18 protein-coding genes are annotated in these 16735 nt (G+C 46.8%); 5 read left to right on the forward strand and 13 right to left on the reverse strand.

Annotated features, from left to right (window positions below):
- Positions 1-11: 11 nt before the first annotated feature.
- The 5 genes from O8C65_06170 to O8C65_06190 form a co-directional block, all read right to left on the reverse strand.
- The gene (locus O8C65_06170; protein MCZ7356501.1) at positions 12-614 is read right to left on the reverse strand and encodes a hypothetical protein; all 603 of its coding nucleotides are present in this window, start codon (positions 612-614) and stop codon (positions 12-14) included.
- A 221-nt stretch (positions 615-835) separates the two neighbouring features.
- The gene (locus tag O8C65_06175) at positions 836-1258 is read right to left on the reverse strand and encodes an EVE domain-containing protein (protein MCZ7356502.1); all 423 of its coding nucleotides are present in this window, start codon (positions 1256-1258) and stop codon (positions 836-838) included.
- A gap of 4 nt (positions 1259-1262) precedes the next feature.
- Entirely contained in the window at positions 1263-1682 is a 420-nt protein-coding gene (locus O8C65_06180; GenBank protein MCZ7356503.1) for a hypothetical protein, read from the reverse strand.
- Between the two features lie 140 nt (positions 1683-1822).
- Complete coding sequence (locus O8C65_06185) at positions 1823-2650, reverse strand: sugar phosphate isomerase/epimerase (protein ID MCZ7356504.1); 828 nt, start codon at positions 2648-2650, stop codon at positions 1823-1825.
- Positions 2647-2787 (reverse strand): hypothetical protein, encoded by a 141-nt coding sequence (locus O8C65_06190; protein ID MCZ7356505.1) that lies wholly within the window; start codon positions 2785-2787, stop codon positions 2647-2649. Before O8C65_06190 ends, O8C65_06185 begins: the two co-directional genes overlap by 4 nt.
- Positions 2788-2853: 66 nt before the next feature.
- Here O8C65_06190 and O8C65_06195 point away from each other — a divergent pair, with 66 nt between their 5' ends.
- Positions 2854-3195, forward strand: coding sequence for a hypothetical protein (locus O8C65_06195; protein MCZ7356506.1), 342 nt, complete (start codon positions 2854-2856; stop codon positions 3193-3195).
- Here the strand turns inward: O8C65_06195 and O8C65_06200 are convergent.
- Genes O8C65_06200 through O8C65_06210 form a run of 3 tightly spaced genes read right to left on the reverse strand, consistent with a single transcriptional unit; the run spans position 3185 to position 5960 of the window.
- On the reverse strand, positions 3185-4603 hold the full coding sequence (locus O8C65_06200; protein MCZ7356507.1) for an NAD(P)/FAD-dependent oxidoreductase: 1419 nt from the start codon (positions 4601-4603) through the stop codon (positions 3185-3187). The genes O8C65_06195 and O8C65_06200 overlap by 11 nt on opposite strands.
- A gap of 6 nt (positions 4604-4609) precedes the next feature.
- The gene (locus O8C65_06205) at positions 4610-5287 is read right to left on the reverse strand and encodes a PHP domain-containing protein (GenBank protein MCZ7356508.1); all 678 of its coding nucleotides are present in this window, start codon (positions 5285-5287) and stop codon (positions 4610-4612) included.
- Between the two features lie 46 nt (positions 5288-5333).
- Entirely contained in the window at positions 5334-5960 is a 627-nt protein-coding gene (locus tag O8C65_06210; protein MCZ7356509.1) for an endonuclease III, read from the reverse strand.
- Positions 5961-6087: 127 nt separating this feature from the next.
- Here O8C65_06210 and O8C65_06215 point away from each other — a divergent pair, with 127 nt between their 5' ends.
- The 4 genes from O8C65_06215 to O8C65_06230 all read left to right on the forward strand — a co-directional run bounded on the left by O8C65_06215 (position 6088) and on the right by O8C65_06230 (position 10744).
- A complete protein-coding gene (locus O8C65_06215) occupies positions 6088-8199 on the forward strand; it encodes a DHH family phosphoesterase (protein MCZ7356510.1) in 2112 nt (703 codons plus the stop codon).
- Positions 8196-8357 (forward strand): 4Fe-4S binding protein, encoded by a 162-nt coding sequence (locus O8C65_06220; GenBank protein ID MCZ7356511.1) that lies wholly within the window; start codon positions 8196-8198, stop codon positions 8355-8357. The genes O8C65_06215 and O8C65_06220 overlap by 4 nt, the downstream gene beginning before the upstream one ends.
- Complete coding sequence (locus O8C65_06225) at positions 8354-9586, forward strand: NAD(P)/FAD-dependent oxidoreductase (GenBank protein MCZ7356512.1); 1233 nt, start codon at positions 8354-8356, stop codon at positions 9584-9586. Before O8C65_06220 ends, O8C65_06225 begins: the two co-directional genes overlap by 4 nt.
- A gap of 252 nt (positions 9587-9838) precedes the next feature.
- Positions 9839-10744: a formylmethanofuran dehydrogenase gene (locus O8C65_06230; protein ID MCZ7356513.1), complete on the forward strand. Its 906-nt coding sequence runs from the start codon at positions 9839-9841 to the stop codon at positions 10742-10744.
- On the opposite strand, the gene lpdA is transcribed toward O8C65_06230, so the two are convergent.
- The 5 genes from lpdA to lipA are packed head-to-tail and all read right to left on the reverse strand — an operon-like array spanning position 10739 to position 16301.
- Positions 10739-12148, reverse strand: coding sequence for a dihydrolipoyl dehydrogenase (lpdA, locus tag O8C65_06235; protein ID MCZ7356514.1), 1410 nt, complete (start codon positions 12146-12148; stop codon positions 10739-10741). The two genes, O8C65_06230 and lpdA, sit on opposite strands and share 6 nt — an antisense overlap.
- The gene (locus O8C65_06240) at positions 12149-13351 is read right to left on the reverse strand and encodes a dihydrolipoamide acetyltransferase family protein (protein ID MCZ7356515.1); all 1203 of its coding nucleotides are present in this window, start codon (positions 13349-13351) and stop codon (positions 12149-12151) included.
- A 10-nt stretch (positions 13352-13361) separates the two neighbouring features.
- On the reverse strand, positions 13362-14333 hold the full coding sequence (locus tag O8C65_06245) for an alpha-ketoacid dehydrogenase subunit beta (protein ID MCZ7356516.1): 972 nt from the start codon (positions 14331-14333) through the stop codon (positions 13362-13364).
- A gap of 1 nt (position 14334) precedes the next feature.
- Positions 14335-15414, reverse strand: coding sequence for a pyruvate dehydrogenase (acetyl-transferring) E1 component subunit alpha (gene pdhA / locus O8C65_06250; GenBank protein ID MCZ7356517.1), 1080 nt, complete (start codon positions 15412-15414; stop codon positions 14335-14337).
- A 41-nt stretch (positions 15415-15455) separates the two neighbouring features.
- Entirely contained in the window at positions 15456-16301 is an 846-nt protein-coding gene (gene lipA, locus O8C65_06255) for a lipoyl synthase (protein MCZ7356518.1), read from the reverse strand.
- Positions 16302-16735: the final 434 nt, after the last annotated feature.

Here is a 16735-nt window from a genome sequence, read left to right on the forward strand (position 1 = left end):
TCAAAAGGCCTTTAATTTTTTGCTGACCAAACCCCATAGCTCAATCGTAGAAGCCCCAGACTATTGATAATTAAAGCAATGCTATAAATGCCCTCAGGAGTTTCAGGTCTTATAAAAAACAGAACAAGCGGCAAAGTGCCTATAATTATTGCTATCCCACTAAATTTTTCTTTTATTCTCCAAGCTGCTATACCAAAGAGGAGAAAACCGACTATTGATATAATCACAGTAATCGCAAAAAAGATACCGGCTAATCCGCCGAAAAATGGTCCGTTTGGATCCAATAGGTTTGGAGCTTGTGAAATAAGCACAGGTTCGGCCATCGCGGCAAAACCATTAATCCAGCTAAGGCCACCAATACCCATAAAGCTCAGCGCAAATCCCAACGTCCCAAGCTTACCGAAAGCTTCTACGTTTTTAAAATAAATAGCAACAAGGCCAACAAGCAAAAACAATAAACTCACAAAGCCAAGAATATGCGCCCAAAGCCAAGCCTGGCTTACAATCGTTTCTGGTGTTTCGTAAAAAGGATGGATAATTAAGCTAATGATGTACACTGCCGCTCCAATCACCCCAACCAAACCGCCATATCTTAAGGCCTGAATTTGTTTCATGTTATTATCAGCTCTAATATTTTCAGTGTTAAGATAATTTATAAATCTTTCTATAAGGTCTTCCGATTGCGTATAACTCGCTGATATCCGAGTTCGGATATCCTTTCATTTTAGCATCATATCCGAACTTATGTTCGTCTATACCAGAGATTGGTAACATGCTATAATAGGAAACCCGGACTATCATTAGGTTTATCGAAATTAAAAGTCATATCTTCCCTTTAAATTTTCATTTTTGAATAAATTAAATCAAAATCTCGTTTATCAATTTTAAATAATCCAAACTTGAACATATAACCCCATGATTTCTTATTTTTAATGAAACTTAAATTCTCAATTAAAGGTTCAATTTTAACTTCATTGCAATCCTCGTATTGAGCATTTATCCGATATGGTTTAAAATCATCACTTAATTCTACTTGATAAATTTTATCATCAATGATTGAGGCTATAGCGGTAAATGATTTAAGGGGTTCTCCATTTTCTAGGGATGTTTTGGGTGAATAAAATATTATTCGATCACCTTTTTTTAAGCGTTTTAAAGGTGCTGGTTTTCCATGACCGGATTGCACAAACCCATTTTGTTTGCCCAGCATCACATGTTCTTTTGAGACCGTATTTATCCAGAATTTCTGATTTTCCATAGGACTAATCCCCTTTTTCAGCTAATTCAATTAACTTTTCGACAGACTTAGGGAGACCAGCTTCAACCTTCTTCCCAATTTTTTTTGAAAATAGAAATGTTAATGCTCCTGTAATTTGAACCTTGTGAGTGATTTCAAGCCCACCGTTAGTTTCCTTTAACATGTGAATAAAATCCATTTTGCATAAGGGTAAAAACGATCTGTCACTAAATCCTGCCAAATAGTCGCAAGACGTTATCACAAATTTAGTTTCAGGACCTGCAATAGGTTTTAAAACACCTTTTGTTCCTGTTTTAAAATCTCCGAATAATTCAGAATATTCAAGTTCCTCATCCCAAGTTTTCCAGTGAGTAACATCAGACCAAAGCTTCCAGATTTGTTCTTTTTTTGCGGTTGTTTTGCGGCTTACTTTTCTTTCCCACATGATATTTCCCTCTCAATAAGTCTATTTTAACTTCTGTAATATATAGTCTTATGCGCCCAATTCGTATTTGTCTCGTATCATGAAATTATTTTCCGGGTTCTGCAGCCTTGATTGTTTTTGTACTGTAAGCAATATTGCAATTATGCAGAGTATTTATCCAGCGTCCACTGCTCCAGATTCTTAAGGATCCTCTTGCCCGCGCGTACATCAGGCATTGAAAATACCTCAAGGTTATAAACGCCGTCGAAATGCAGTTCTCTTAACAGTGAAAAATCGATGTTCCCGTTCCCGGGCGCGCCATGCACATCACCGAAATACCTGTCAGCCGGCATGCCATCGTTGTCATGCACGTGGACGTGTACAACATTATCACCCATGTCTATGATGAAGCTGCGGAGTTTAACAGCGTCTCCGCGGCACGTGAGGTTAGCATGACCTATGTCAAAGGTAGCTTTCAGATTGGGTGAATTCACTTCCGTGATCGCGCGCATATGTTCCTCTGCCGTGCAACACAGGTTCGCGGGGTCCGTGCCGCTCAGGTTCTCAAGCCCAAGAACTATCCCGCTATTTTCCGCAAAATGGGCAAGCCTCCTGAGATTTGTCACCATGCCTGTGAAACACGCATCCCTGTCCCCTGTTATTTTCCCGGGGTGAACTACCACCACGCTGCAACCTAATTCAACCGCAAGATCAATGCTTTCTTCCATGAGACCGAACTCTCTTCTCCCCATGTTCGCTGTGTCCACAATGAGATCTATTGGATAGCCGGGTGTGATCCCGCAGTAGGGGGCATGCAATGTAGTAAGGGTATTGCCTGTGGAAAGGATATCACGCAGCTCACGCACACGATATTTCAACAGTTTATTCCCATTGTATATTTGAAGCTTGGGAACATAGAACTCGATGCACTCCACCTCCTTTCGAAGCTCATCCAGAGGTGAAGCAAAAGAAGAAGCGCCTATGATCATTCTTCCACCGGCATGTTTGAATGTTCAAATGGAGGAGGCGGAGAGCCGTCAAGGCCATTTGCGGCTCCTGGGATGTTGCACTCTTTCATTTCTGTTGCTGCGTTGCACGCACCCGCATCCATCTGGATTATCTTCATTTTTCAGTACCTGTCAGGGGGTGTAATTAAGTGCTGATGAGTATTAAAGGTTCAAGGAAAATCGATATGGATAAGAAAAAATCAGTTTTGGTATTTTTAGGCGCCCTTTTTCTAATTATAGGGCTGTACTACCGGATTTACGATCCTGATAAAGGCAATATTTCATACGAATACCTGGGCCTGGGTACCTGGATCAGCGGTCTGGTATATTTCACGCTTTTCCGGAAATACAAAGAGATAGCTTCTCTTATCACAGGTCTTATAATCCTTCATACCGGTGTAATCCTCCTTCTTACCAGGGTTTCAAATCCGAAAGTTCTTGGGCTACTTGTTTTCACAGCCGGGATTATCGTAGTTCTGAATTCCGGGTTTTCGGATTATATGAAAAAGAGAAAAATCAAGAAGTGACGAGTCTTTTATCCTCTTTCATAGCTTTCAGGAGTTCAAGCACCGAATATCCAGCCCTTGTAACACCCATGCTTCTATTATCGGTGTCGGTTCCAACAAGGTATAGATTGGCGATCGGTGAGCGGACCCCGGCAAAGAATCCATTGATGGTGACGGCAGCCTTTTCTGGAATGGTCACCTGGTAATGCGTCATCTCAATTTTGTTCTCGATGCCGGGAACGGCTCTCAGGATAAGATCAAGCGCCTTCTTTTTCTCGCCTTCTATGTTCTCTTTGTCGTGGATGACAAAGGTGAACCCGATCAATTGCTTTCCTTTTGGTGCAATGCATGGATCGTAATTACTGATGGGCATTGCCCAGTAAGCGCCGCCCTTGAACCATACCTCAGACCCCGTATAATCAAATTCCTTAATTTTTTCACGCAAACCAAGCCAGATCGTAAGGCTCAATGTCTGGTCTATGCGTGAAAGATTTTTTGCATAATCAGGCGGCAATGTGACAAGAGACGGAAGGGTTTTCGCGAAACCCGAATAAACAACAGTTTCCGCTTTGAAAGAATCATTATCTGTAGCAACTCCCGTAACCTTCTCACCTTCCATTCTTATCTCACGTACCCTTGTCCCCGTTTTGATCTCAACGCTTTTGGGCATGGAATATAAGACCGCATTCAAAAGAGATTTCAAGCCACCCCGCGGATATGCCTGGGCATATGCCACTTTATTGGTGGCGAGCCTGCCCAATGATGAAAGATGGATTGCCAGCTGGTTTTTTGATAACCTCTCGGTTATTATGGAGGCATAGGATGGATTTGATGGGATCTCTGCATCATCGAAAATATCTTCCGAAACGCTGTCCCTTATAAAACTGCTGCCGTATAACACACGGTTGACCGACGTCTCTTTCATGGATCTCCCGGAGAGGAAATAAGCGATCGCGTCCACAAAATCACACGTATCTTTGGAGAGGCCTTTTGGCATGAAATCATAGATGGATTGGTTTGCATCCACCATCCCGAAAGTCAATAGGGTCAATGCCTTTGTCAAAGACTGCGAAAGCATGAGCCTGTCTTTTCTCGGCAGGACATCGAAAGTGACGAATTCCTTTATATTTGATGGGATTTTTGTAAGCCCCTTTTCTGTACGTACATAGTAATGACCATAGTCCACGAACACTGGCATGTAAGTGAAATATTCATCCATTAATCTGCGCAGCGGTCCCTCCCTGAGATGCGTAATTGCATGAGGGCCCGTATCCACCTGGAAACCGTCCACATAATAGCTGTTGCAGTTACCTCCCACAGCGCCGTCTTTTTCAAGCACGAGGACTTTTTTCCCATTCTTTGAAAGAACAAGGGCAGATAGGAGGCCGCTTATGCCTCCACCAACAATGATTACGTCATAATCCGGCATGATGTCTTAGATTGTCCCATTGCTATTAAAAATCTTGCTGTGACCAAACCTGTTCAGCCTACGGAATATGCCGCGTATGACCTGAACGATGACAACATACAGAGGAGCGACCCGTCCACCTGAGCTTGTCCTGCCTTCCCTGATCCCTGTGAGTACAGCTTCTTCATTTTTTTCCGCGTCTATGTCCGTATAACCGAGTCCGACGGTCGCAAGCATATGTGAGTCGCTCCCCCCGACTTCGGGTTTTCCAAGAGACAGTGCCATCTCTTTTGCCTTCGTGTTCTCACCGAATATACACCTTGAATTGAAAGTCTCGATTGCATCCAGCCCATCCACGAATCCAATGCTTCTTATCTTGAAGGGATGCGCCGCAATCACCAGCCCGCCTTTCTGGTGGGCTATCTTGATAGTTTCAAGGGGCGTGAGGTTGGGCTGGATATTCTCCTTTACCCCGAGTACTAATACATGCCCTTCTGTCGTTGAGACCTCCATTCCCGGAAGCACAAGTAAGGAAAGATCCAGTTCACGGGCGCGCTTGATCCCCTGAAGGCTTCCCTCCACGGTATTATGGTCACAAATCGCTATCCCGTCAAGTCCGTTTTTTACCGCCTTCATCAGGATGTCATCCACTGTCAGGCTCGAGTCCGATGAGAAATTGGAGTGGATGTGCAGGTCAAAGCGCATACATAGATATTTCCCAAGATATTTAAAAAGTTAACTGTGGATTTTATTATCTTGTCTTTTTAGTTATTTTCTTCTCAGGGCAGAGCTCAATAATAGGGCATAAACCACATTTAGGCCCGATGGGTCTGCATATATCCTGTCCGAACCTGACAAACAGTTCGTTTATATACTGCCAGTGTTCCCTGGGCAGGACTTCAAGAAGCCTTTGCTCGGTCTCTTCCGGGGTCTTTGTTCTTACAAGCCCCAGCCTGTTCGAGATGCGATGAACATGGGTATCCACTGCAATGGCATCCCTGCGGAAGCCGTAAACAATGACGCAGTTAGCGGTCTTTCTCCCCACACCTGGAAGTTTGAGAAGGGCATCAATATTGTCCGGGACTTTGCCCTTTAAGTCGTTCGAAATTATCCGCGCGATTTCCTTGATTCGCGGTGTTTTCACGCGGTAGAACCCTACTTCGCGTATCAGTTCCTCGATATCCTTAACATCGGCATTTGCAAGTGCTGCATATGTGCTGTATTTTGAAAAGAGTTTTTCCGCTGCCCTATCTGTAACCTCATCGCGGGTGCGCTGCGAGAGGACGGTGGTTATGAGCACGCGGAAAGGGTCAGGCGAGTGGAATTTGCCGGGATGATAACGCTTTTTCAGGCGGGTTATGATTGTCTCAAGGGCCATAATTCCACATTGGTTTCAAGATTGATAAAACCTGCATTATAAGAAAACGTTCTGAATATGAAATGAGCCATGACGCGTTCTCCCACGTAACTTATTTTACCACGCACCACATCTATCACTCAACTCTATGACAACCGAATGCACCGCCTGCAAAGGTACAGGTACCATAATCCTCAGCGAAAAGGAATGCCCCGACTGTAAAGGTTCAGGAAAACCAAAATCAATAAGCCTTGAGAAACTGTCGGAAAAAGACTTAAGTAATCTCATGTCCGGAGGAATGAAATGCGCCACATGCGGCGGCACAGGAAAAATATCAGTCACCGAGCCCTGCAAAGCCTGCAATGGCAGGGGAAAGTTCTTCACATGCACGGTCTGCGGCAAAGAAACAACGAAAGGGGACCTCTGCGAGAACTGCGCTAAAAAACCCTCTGTTCATATACTGAGTGCGGAGTGTGACACGCGTGAGCTGGAGGTAGGGAAGGTGTACGAAGGAAAGGTTCAGGGACATGCGAACTTCGGTGTATTTGTGGATATCAATCCGCAGCTCCGGGGTCTTATCCATTCAAGCAATATGAATTTCATTCCTGAAATCGGTGATAAGCTCTTTGTCGAGGTCAAAAACATGGCCCCGAACGGCAACATCGAACTGCTCCCGCGCAGTCTCAAAGAGTACCAGCTTATTGAGGTCGAAAAGCAGCTTCCCAGAAGGAAGACAACAGAACTCTCAAAATACCTTGGGAAACTCATCCATCTTTCTGGCGAAGTGATCCAGATAAAACAAACAGGAGGCCCCACGATATTCACCATCTCTGACGAGGATGGGACAGTGCAGTGCGCGGCATTTGAGAAAGCAGGGGAGCGGGCTTATCCCGAGATAAAGTCGGAGACTATAGTCCGGGTGATCGGCGAGCCTTCGATGAGGAACGGAGCAATGCAGATCGAGATCCGTGCCATGAAGCAGCTATGGGGAGGGGATGCCACGGGCATCAAGGAACAGATCGAATCCGCGATAGACAGACGAGCAGAACCCCACGACACACAATTCCTTGTTAATAGCGAAATCCTGATTAAACTGAAGCCCAGGATGCGAAATGCTGCCAAACTTATTAGGAAGGCTATTTTTAAGTCCCGACCTATCATCATAAGGCACCATGCGGACGCAGATGGTATCACTTCGGCAATTGCAATAGAGCGTGCCATTCTGCCGCTTATCCGGGAAGTCGGAGGCTCTGATGCAGATCGTCATTTTTACAGGCGTTCCCCTTCCAAGGCGCCGTTCTATGAACTTGAGGACGTAACAAAAGACCTCACTTTTGCACTGGAAGACCAGGAGCGTTTTGCCCAGAAAATGCCGCTTGTGGTTTTAATGGACAATGGCGCCACTGAGGAGGACATGCCCGCGATGAAACAGGCTGCGATCTATGGCGTGGAACTCCTGGTCATTGATCACCATCACCCGGACGGCACCATAGATTCAATGGTGCTTGAGCACGTCAATCCCGCATATGCTGGGGGGGATTTCGGCATTACTACAGGCATGCTGGGCTTGGAGATCGCCCGGATGATAAATCCCGACATCACGGAAGAGATCAAACATCTCCCGGCGGTTTCAGCAGTCGGGGACAGGTCAGCTGCGCCTGAAGCCGGCCTGTACAAATCTCTTGTAGCTGATAAATATAAGCCAGAAGACCTGAAAAACATGGCATTGGCTATTGATTACGAGGCATTCTGGCAGAGGTTCAACGATGGGCGAGGGATAATGAACGACATACTCAATCTGGGCTCCAATATCCGCCACCAGCAGATAGTGAAATTATTGAGCGACCAGGCAAATGCCGCTATTTCCGAGCAACTTGAGGCATCAATGCCCAATGTCAAGACTCAGAAACTGCCAAACGGCGCGATGTTGAATGTGATCGATGTGGAAAATTTCGCCCACAAATTCACTTTTCCACCCCCGGGAAAAACAAGCGGAGAAATACATGACCGCTTGTGCTCAAAATATGATGGTCAGCCTGTGGTCACCATCGGATATGGTCCTGATTTTGCAGTGCTGCGATCAAGGGGTGTGGGGATGAACATACCCCAGATAGTGAAAGAACTGCACAGCGAGATCAAAGGAGCGGGTGTGAGCGGGGGTGGGCATCTCGTGGTGGGCAGCATTAAATTCGTAGAAGGGATGCGAAAGGAAGTGCTGGCAAAACTGGCTGAGAAGATAGGTGCGGCGGGAACCCAATGATTGTGGATGGCAGATGCGTGGGCTGCGGGCAGTGCGCCGCTTATTGCCCTTATGATGCGATAATTGTATTCGGGCGCGCCGTGATGGATGAAAAATGCATTGAGTGCGGCACTTGCGTCAGGTATTGCCCAGTAAGCGCAATTTCTGGGGAAGAATGAAAGCTGTCATCATAGGTGCCGGTCTCGGCGGCCTGCTTGCGGGAGCAAGGCTTGCAAAAGCCGGGAATGATGTAGAGATATTCGAGCGTCTTCCATTCATCGGGGGACGGTTTGCAAATCTGGATTTTAAAGGTTTCAAACTCAGCACCGGGGCGCTTCATATGCTGCCCCACGGCTCCAGGGGACCGCTTGCACAGATGCTGCGTGATGTTGGGGCTAACGTGGCAATAATTAATTCAAGCCCCATGGCTGTGATAAAGATGGAGGCAGATGAGAATATCGAGTTCAATGATTTCCGAAAGCAACTTTCTATCACAAAACGTATCAAGCTCGGGATGATACTTTTTTTCTCGCTGAAATTCAAACCAAAAAACGATATCTCATTCAGGGACTGGATCCTTAAATATTTTGACGATGATTTCCTGCTGAGGCTTGCCGATTCTTTTTGCGGCTGGGCATTGAGCCTCCAGGCAAAAGATGTACCGGCCAGGGAGATGCTGGAGATAATCGAGAATATGTATCGGTACAAGGGTTCAGGGGTCCCACTGGGCGGCTGCGGGGCGGTGACCGGTGCGCTGGCGGACATCATAAAATCAAACGGCGGGAAGATACACACTCTCTCCTGTGTTGATAAGATAATAACAGAGACTGACACGGCGATAGGGATCAGTGTGAATGGAGAAACGACCGGCGCGGAAATTGTGATCAGCGATATCGGGCATCTTGAAACCAGCAGGATGTATGAATGCACCGATGAAGCGTATTTGGGAAAAATAAGCGGGATGAGGCCGTCAAAGGGTATAAAGATCTGTCTTTCCGCAGATGAACCCTTGATAGGTCACAGCGGTGTGTTTTTCACGCCTTTTGCACAGAGGATAAATGGCATCAATGAGGTAACAAACATAGATCCATCCCTTGCGCCCCCTGGAAAGCACCTTGTGATGTCCCATCAAGCAGTTTTATCAGATGACCTGGAGCAGGAAATAAATGCAGGACTTTCCGACCTGAAGCGACTCTTCCCCGGAAAGAAATACGAAGTTCTGATGGTCCAGTCATATTCTAACGGCTGGCCGGTGAACAGGGCATCTTCTGGCAGCGATAGCGGGAACAGGACGCCGATTCGCAATCTTTTTGTCGTGGGGGACGGTGCGAAAGGGAAGGGCGGGATAGAGGTGGAGGGCGTGGCACTGGGGGTCAGGAATGCGATGAGGGAGATAGGAATAGAGTAGTAGAAAATACAAAATGAAGTATTTATTTAATGGATAAATTACAATCTCTCAAGAGGATTGTGCGGTCTAAAGCAAAAGTTGTCAGCTATTAGTAAAATTTAGAGGAACCAAAAAATAGTAATTTTTTTGGATAGGATAGGAATACTCGGTTCCTCAAGATACACAATGTGGTTGACTATTTAAAGCGATTTTCCAAGATTATACCCAAATTAATACCAAATTTAATAAACAATGTGAATGTAAGAGCAATTCATGGACGTCGTTCTGTCTAAACCTGTCGATTGTTTGTGTGATTTCACATACGATTTTTACTGGCAGCATAAAGGGGGTCGGCTTTCTCCCTCCGGCATTATCCCTTTCCAGGAAGGGACTTCTTACACCTACTCCGATCTCGTTGCATGTTTGAAGAGGGAGGAGGATGTTCATATCATAGGTAATGCAGGGCGCAGGCTCGGAAGCAGTCTCGGGGTTGATCTCAAATACTTTGGCGGGACAGGAAGTTCGCTGAAGGTTGGGTCGATCATCGTGGATGGTGATGTCGATACGCGCATGGGTATAAGCATGGTCTCGGGAGCCATGTATGTCAGCGGAAAAATAGGACAGCCTCTTGGTAATGTTATCGAGGTGGAGTCAGACCGCTCTGGCTACAGGGAATACCGCTCCATCACGGAGGTGCTGCAGGCGGGGTCGAAAATCCCGGTAATACCTCCCAATATCTTGAAAGAAAATACCCTCTTGATCAGAGACAATATAATCCGGGATACCATTGCCGCCAGGCTTGATTCCGGTTCCAGGGTCATTGTAGATGGGAATGCGGGAATGAGTACCGGTATATTGATGAAGCAGGGATATATTCACGTGGAGGGAGATTCGGGAATGAATACCGGGGTGCTTCAGAGAGGGGGTGTTCTGATAGTGAATAATACGGAGGAGTTCGCAGCGACAGAAATGAAAGGAGGGACTCTTATAATAAAGGGAAAGTCCAGAGGCTACGTAGGGGCGAACATGAAAGGAGGTGCAATATTTCTTAAGGGCGAAGCGATGCTCAAACCCATTGCGATTGATGAAAGCGATATCAGGATGCTTATCAAGCTCCTGGGAATAAGCCAGGTTGAAGCCATGATGTTTAAGAAATATGGCGTCCCAATGAAATCATAAATGGATCGCCTTCCCCAGCGCCACCTCCGCGGCCTCAGCCAGCATTTCAGGAAGCGTGGGATGGGGATGTATGGTTCCAGCTAGGTCTTCGAGGAAAGCGGTCATTTCTATGGAATGCGATGCTTCGCTTATCAACATGGAGGCATTGGCCCCCACAATGTGTATCCCCAGTATCTCCCCATTCTTCTTATTCGCCACTATCTTAACAAATCCATCCGTCCTGTCCATCGTGAGCGCACTCCCTGATGCCCGGAATGGGAATTTGCCAGAGGTTATTTCATAACCTGCTTTCCTGGCAGTTTCTTCATCCAGGCCAACTGTGGCTATCTCCGGATCAGAGAAGACAGCCTCTGGTATCGCCCTGTTATCAAAAGCGCTTGGCAGTCCTGCAATAACCTCGGCTGCGACCTTCCCATCCCTGAAAGCCTTATGTGCCAGGAACGGAGGACCCACGATATCGCCAATGGCGTATATCTTTGCATCCGTAGACTGTCTTTTTTCATTGACTTTGATAAAACCTTTTCCATCAAGTTCGACCTTCGTATTCTCAAGGCCAAGATTTTCGCTGTTCGGCTTTACTCCAACGGCAATCATTATTTTGTCAGCTTTGAGTTCTGTCTTATTATTCTTGTCATCCAGGACGGTCAATACCGATCCGTCTTTTTCCGTCCGCAAACTTTCCGGCCTGGAATTATAATACACATCTATTCCAAGTTTTTTGAATTTCTGGCTTACCACATCGACCAATTCAGGATCGAATTTTGTGAGAATCCGGGATGATCGCTGGATCATCTTTACCCTTGTTCCGAGTTTTGCATACATTGTCCCGAGCTCCACGCTGATATACCCTGCCCCTATTATCACCATGTCCTGGGGAACTTTCGTTAGCCCCAGCGCCTCATTTGAGCTGATAACGAGTTTGCCGTCGATGGGAAATCCCGGGAAATCCTGGGGACGCGAGCCTGTGGCAATTATGGCATTTCCGAACCTGATGGTTGAGGTTTCACCGTCCGGCAATTTGATCCTTGCCTTATCCGATGACTCTAAATAAGCCTCACCTTTTATCACCTGCACACCGTATTTCTTGCAGAGATGACTTATGCCATCCCTGAGTTTTTTTATGACTTCGTATTTCCACTGCTGGAGCTTTTTATAATCGAATTCGACCGAACACTTTATTCCTCTATTGCCCGGATTCCTTATGTCATAGATAAAATCGGCCGCATGTATAAGGGTCTTTGAAGGGATACAGCCCCTGAAAACGCAGGCGCCTCCCAGGTCATATTTTTCAACAAGTATAACATCCTTGCCGAGCTGGGAAGCACGTATAGCTGCCGTATAACCCCCTGGCCCGCCCCCGACGACGAGAACATCGCATCCCGTGACGATATCTCCCATTACCATCTACATCACATCCACAAGGAACAAATCCGGGTCTTTCAGGTGATCCATCAGGGTGTTCATGAACCTCGCGGCCTGCGCGCCATCAAGTGCCCTGTGGTCAAATGACAGAACCAGAGGCAGTATCTTTCTTATCTTGATCTCTCCATCGACCACCCATGGCATGTCCCTGATCCTGTGCACGCCGAGTATGGCTACGTCGGGAGGGTTGATTATCGGAGTGGAAAAAATACCTCCTATACTTCCTATGTTCGTTATGGTGAAGGTATTTCCTTTTAGGTCCGCGAGCTTTATTTTTCGGCTCCGGGCTTCCTCAGCGAGTTTTTCTGTCTCCTTTGCCAGTTCCAGGATGCTTTTCTGATCCGCATTCTTAATGACCGGGACCATCAGCCCGTCAGGTGTATCCACAGCAATACCTATGTTATAGTAGTGCTTCAGAACGATCTCATTCTTTTTCGAATCAAGGGATGCGTTCAGGTACTGATGCTGCTTCAACGCCACTGTGACTGCTTTAATAATGAATGCAAGATAGGTAAGTTTTATGCCCTTCTCTTCTGCGGTTTTTTTCTCCTTTTCCCGCAGCTTTACAAGATCCGTCACATCTGCCTCATCCATTGAAACAACATGGGGCGCCGTGAACTTGGACTGGACCATCCTTTCGCCTATGGTTTTTCGGATGCCTTTTATTGGTATCCTCTCCTCCGGAAGTTTCATCTCTGCTTCTTCAGCCTCAGGTTTTGCTTCAGCCTCCGGCGCTCCTGCGAACCTTTTTATGTCTTCATCAGTTACCCTTCCACCGGGACCGCTGCCGGAAACTCTGGATACATCAACGCCAAGTTCCCTTGCGAGGCGCCTCGTGGAGGGGGTAGCTAAGACCCTTTCCAGAGGCGGAATCCCGGGCGGCTTGACTTGAGGTTTGATTTCTGGAGGTCTTATTTCTGGCTTCGCTTCAGAAATCTGTACCTCTTCTCCGGGCAGAACAAGAGATGCAAGTAAGCTTCCCACCTTGATAACATCCCCCTCTTTTCCAAAGAGTTTCGCGACCTTTCCTGATTTAGATGTGGGTATTTCAACAATCGCCTTGTCTGTCTCGATCTCAGCCACGGCCTGATCCGCTTTTACTTCATCTCCAACCTTTACAAGCCATTTTACAAGTGTCCCTTCAGTTATGCCTTCCCCGACATCCGGAAACTTTACATCGACCATGTTCATCACCTCAAAAAGCTGCCACCTCTTTTATGGCAAGAGCCACTTTTTCTGCATCGGGCAGATAATAATCTTCAAGCTTCGGCAACGGGACAGGGACATCATACCCAGTAACCCTTTTGACCGGGGCCTCAAGATGAAGGAAAGCTTTCTCATTGATCCTTGCGATTATCTCTGCGCCCAGACCCAGGGTTCTCGGTTCTTCATGGACTATCACAGCTCTGCCTGTTTTTTTGACCGAGTCTACAATGATCTTCTCATCCAGGGGTGAGAGCGTGCGCAGGTCTATCAGTTCAATGCTGATATCCTTGACTATTTCCATGGCCTCCTGGCAGACCTTCACCATGGCACCCCAGGCTATCAGTGTCAGGTCATCGCCTTCTGTCATCTTCTTACCCTCGCCTAAGGGCACAGTGTAATCGCCTTCGGGCACCTCTTCCCTGAAGGCACGGTAAAGTCTCTTGGGCTCAAAATAGAAGACCGGGTCGGGATCCCTGATGGCCGATAGCAGCAAACCTTTCGCATCATACGGGGATGACGGGATCACAACTTTCATTCCCGGAATGTGAATAAAAAAAGTGGCTACGGCCTCTGAATGATGTTCAAGGGCTTTCACTCCTCCTCCGTATGGCGACCTTATCACAAGGGGGCAGTGATATGTGCCGCGCGATCGGTACCTTATCCTGGAAGCATGTGCTGCAAGCTGGTCTAGAGTCATATATGAAAATCCTTCGAACTGTATCTCAGCCACGGGTTTGAGTCCAGAGACTGCCATGCCGATCGCTGTCCCCACGATCCCGGATTCAGCAAGAGGCGTATCGATTACCCGGTCACTACCAAACTTTTCAAGAAGACCCTCGGTGACCCTGAACACGCCTCCATCAACGCCCACGTCCTCGCCCATGACCACGACTGCTGGATCTCTTTCCATTTCTTCATGCAAGGCAAGGTTGATCGCCGCCACCATGTTGAGCTTTACCATCTCATCCCCCCTTCCTGTTGGCGATAAAAGCAAGGAGTTCGTCCATTTGCTCTTTCAGGTTCTGCGGCATTTCAGCATACACGTATTTGAACATGTTCTCCACGCCAGGTTTATAGGCCTCGGCCTCTTCCACCGCCTTTTCTATCTCATCAGTAAGTTCTTTTATCAGCCCATCTTCATAACCCTGGTTCCAGATACCTTTTTTCTCAATGTATATCCGAAGACGTTTTATGGGATCTTTTTTCCTCCATTCCTCCTCTTCGGATTTCTGTCTGTATCGTGTTGGATCGTCGGAGGTAGTATGCGCACCCAGCCGGTAGGTGAAACACTCTATCATAGTGGGTCCTCCTCCCGACCTTGCTTTATCCAGGGCGGTCTTTGTGGCGCTGTACACGGCAAGCACATCATTCCCATCCACCTGGATACCTTCAAATCCATAAGCCAGGGCCTTCTGGGCCAGAGTTTTTGAGGCGGTCTGTTTTTCCCTGGGCAGGGATATGGCATACTGGTTGTTCTGGCAGATGAAAACTGTCGGGGTCCTGAATACTCCTGCAAAATTCATTCCTTCATGGAAATCCCCTTCCGAGGTTGCGCCATCCCCGAAATAGACGACAGATGCTATGTTCTGCTTCTGGATCTTCGCTGCCCATGCTGCCCCGACCGCGTGGAGAACCTGGGTTGAAACGGGAATTGAAATCATAAAGTTCCTGGCAGGAAGCCACATGTTCGCATCTTCAGACCCCATCCAGTAAATATAAAGAAGCTTCATGGGGATGCCTCTTGCGATCTGGACCCCGTGTTCCCTGAAAGCCGGGAAAAACCAATCATCAGGTTTCATGGCAAGGGCACTTCCTATCGCGGTCGCTTCCTGCCCGAGCGAAGAACCGTAGGTAAGCATCCTGCCCTGGCGCTGGAGTTTCAATGCCTTATCATCGTACATTCGGGTAAGCACCATGGTCCTGTAAAGTCTTTCAAGCATCGCATTGTCAAGTTCTGGCTCCAGGCTCTTATCCACATTGCCCTCAGGATCAAGAATAGAAAGCCAGTCAACACTCAAATCCAGAATTTTTTGTCTTGGCAATTTCACACCTCCCAGTATTAATTAAATGGTTCTTGACCTTTTTAATCTTTGCTGAATGCCTCTGCCATATATGAACTCCTGACAAGAGGCCCGCTGGAAACTGAAATAAATCCTTTGGATTCGGCTATTTTTTTATAGAAAGCGAACTTCACAGGCGGAACATATTCCTTAACTTCCATCTGCTTTTCAGAAGGGCGGAGGTACTGGCCAAGGGTAAGGAAATCAACACCCGCAGTTCTGAGGTCATCCATTGTTCTAAGCACCATTTCTTCTGCTTCCCCAATACCCAACATCAAAGAAGATTTCGTGTTTATGTAGGGGGCGATCTGTTTTACCTTTGAGAGCACTTCAAGGGAGAGATGATACCCTGCCCTCCTATCCCTTGCCAGAGCCTGAAATTCCTTTACAGTTTCGATATTGTGCCCGACAACGTCCGGACCCGCCTCGATTATTTTGCGAAGGCAATCTTCGCTGCCCTGGAAATCCGGGATCAGCGCCTCTACTATAACCTTCATGTTTTTTATCGCCTTTATGCAATCTGCGAAATGCTCCGCTCCTCCGTCAGCAAGGTCATCCCTGTCCACCGAGGTCAGGACGGCATACCCAAGGCCCATTCTCTTCACGGCACGGGCTATTCTTGCAGGTTCGGAAGTGTCAAGGGGCTCACCTTCTAATCCCTTTTTGACAGCGCAGAAGCTGCAGGTCCGCGTGCAGACAGAACCCATTATCATAAAGGTGGCTGTACCCCTGCTCCAGCATTCCCCCACATTCGGGCACCGTGCACCTGTGCAGACAGTGTTCAGGCCGAGCTCTTCCAGCGAGCTCTTCATGGTCAGGAACTTTTCCCCTGAGGGGGGTCTGGTTTTGAGCCAGCCGGGTTTTGTCATGATATAATGTGTTACCTTTATTCAGATAAATCTGATGAAAAGGAAATTCATGACTTGATAAGGCAGCAGATTGACAACAGGTAATCTTAAATGTCCCCCGGCTCATTATTTGTATATCATCAAAAAATGGAAATGCGTAAACAGGAAATATAAAATAAAAGAGTAAAAAATATGTCCGGTGTCAGAGACGAATTTAAAATTAATATGTTGAGAGACGTAGGACTATACGAATGTATATGCAGGGATTGTGGAAATAAGTTCAAGGGGCTGCCGGTAAGTAAGATTGAATGTCCTGCCTGTCGTTCTACGAATATATCCAAAAAATAGAAATTAGGACACAAATTCGGGAGAATGCTCATGAGTATAGCATTTCTATCGAATTGCTTGTTTTATATGGTAATGTTCAGGCTCAGAGGGTTATGATTTAAGAGATA

This window comes from Candidatus Methanoperedens sp., assembly GCA_027460535.1.
Classification (GTDB): Archaea; Halobacteriota; Methanosarcinia; order Methanosarcinales; family Methanoperedenaceae; genus Methanoperedens.

Coding starts and splice junctions, on each gene's coding strand:
- O8C65_06170 (MCZ7356501.1), bottom strand. CDS start 614: ATGAAACAAATTCAGGCCTTAAGATATGGCGGTTTGGTTGGGGTGATT.
- O8C65_06175 (MCZ7356502.1), bottom strand. CDS start 1,258: ATGGAAAATCAGAAATTCTGGATAAATACGGTCTCAAAAGAACATGTG.
- O8C65_06180 (MCZ7356503.1), bottom strand. CDS start 1,682: ATGTGGGAAAGAAAAGTAAGCCGCAAAACAACCGCAAAAAAAGAACAA.
- O8C65_06185 (MCZ7356504.1), bottom strand. CDS start 2,650: ATGATCATAGGCGCTTCTTCTTTTGCTTCACCTCTGGATGAGCTTCGA.
- O8C65_06190 (MCZ7356505.1), bottom strand. CDS start 2,787: ATGAAGATAATCCAGATGGATGCGGGTGCGTGCAACGCAGCAACAGAA.
- O8C65_06195 (MCZ7356506.1), top strand. CDS start 2,854: ATGGATAAGAAAAAATCAGTTTTGGTATTTTTAGGCGCCCTTTTTCTA.
- O8C65_06200 (MCZ7356507.1), bottom strand. CDS start 4,603: ATGCCGGATTATGACGTAATCATTGTTGGTGGAGGCATAAGCGGCCTC.
- O8C65_06205 (MCZ7356508.1), bottom strand. CDS start 5,287: ATGCGCTTTGACCTGCACATCCACTCCAATTTCTCATCGGACTCGAGC.
- O8C65_06210 (MCZ7356509.1), bottom strand. CDS start 5,960: ATGGCCCTTGAGACAATCATAACCCGCCTGAAAAAGCGTTATCATCCC.
- O8C65_06215 (MCZ7356510.1), top strand. CDS start 6,088: ATGACAACCGAATGCACCGCCTGCAAAGGTACAGGTACCATAATCCTC.
- O8C65_06220 (MCZ7356511.1), top strand. CDS start 8,196: ATGATTGTGGATGGCAGATGCGTGGGCTGCGGGCAGTGCGCCGCTTAT.
- O8C65_06225 (MCZ7356512.1), top strand. CDS start 8,354: ATGAAAGCTGTCATCATAGGTGCCGGTCTCGGCGGCCTGCTTGCGGGA.
- O8C65_06230 (MCZ7356513.1), top strand. CDS start 9,839: ATGGACGTCGTTCTGTCTAAACCTGTCGATTGTTTGTGTGATTTCACA.
- lpdA (MCZ7356514.1), bottom strand. CDS start 12,148: ATGGTAATGGGAGATATCGTCACGGGATGCGATGTTCTCGTCGTCGGG.
- O8C65_06240 (MCZ7356515.1), bottom strand. CDS start 13,351: ATGGTCGATGTAAAGTTTCCGGATGTCGGGGAAGGCATAACTGAAGGG.
- O8C65_06245 (MCZ7356516.1), bottom strand. CDS start 14,333: ATGGTAAAGCTCAACATGGTGGCGGCGATCAACCTTGCCTTGCATGAA.
- lipA (MCZ7356518.1), bottom strand. CDS start 16,301: ATGACAAAACCCGGCTGGCTCAAAACCAGACCCCCCTCAGGGGAAAAG.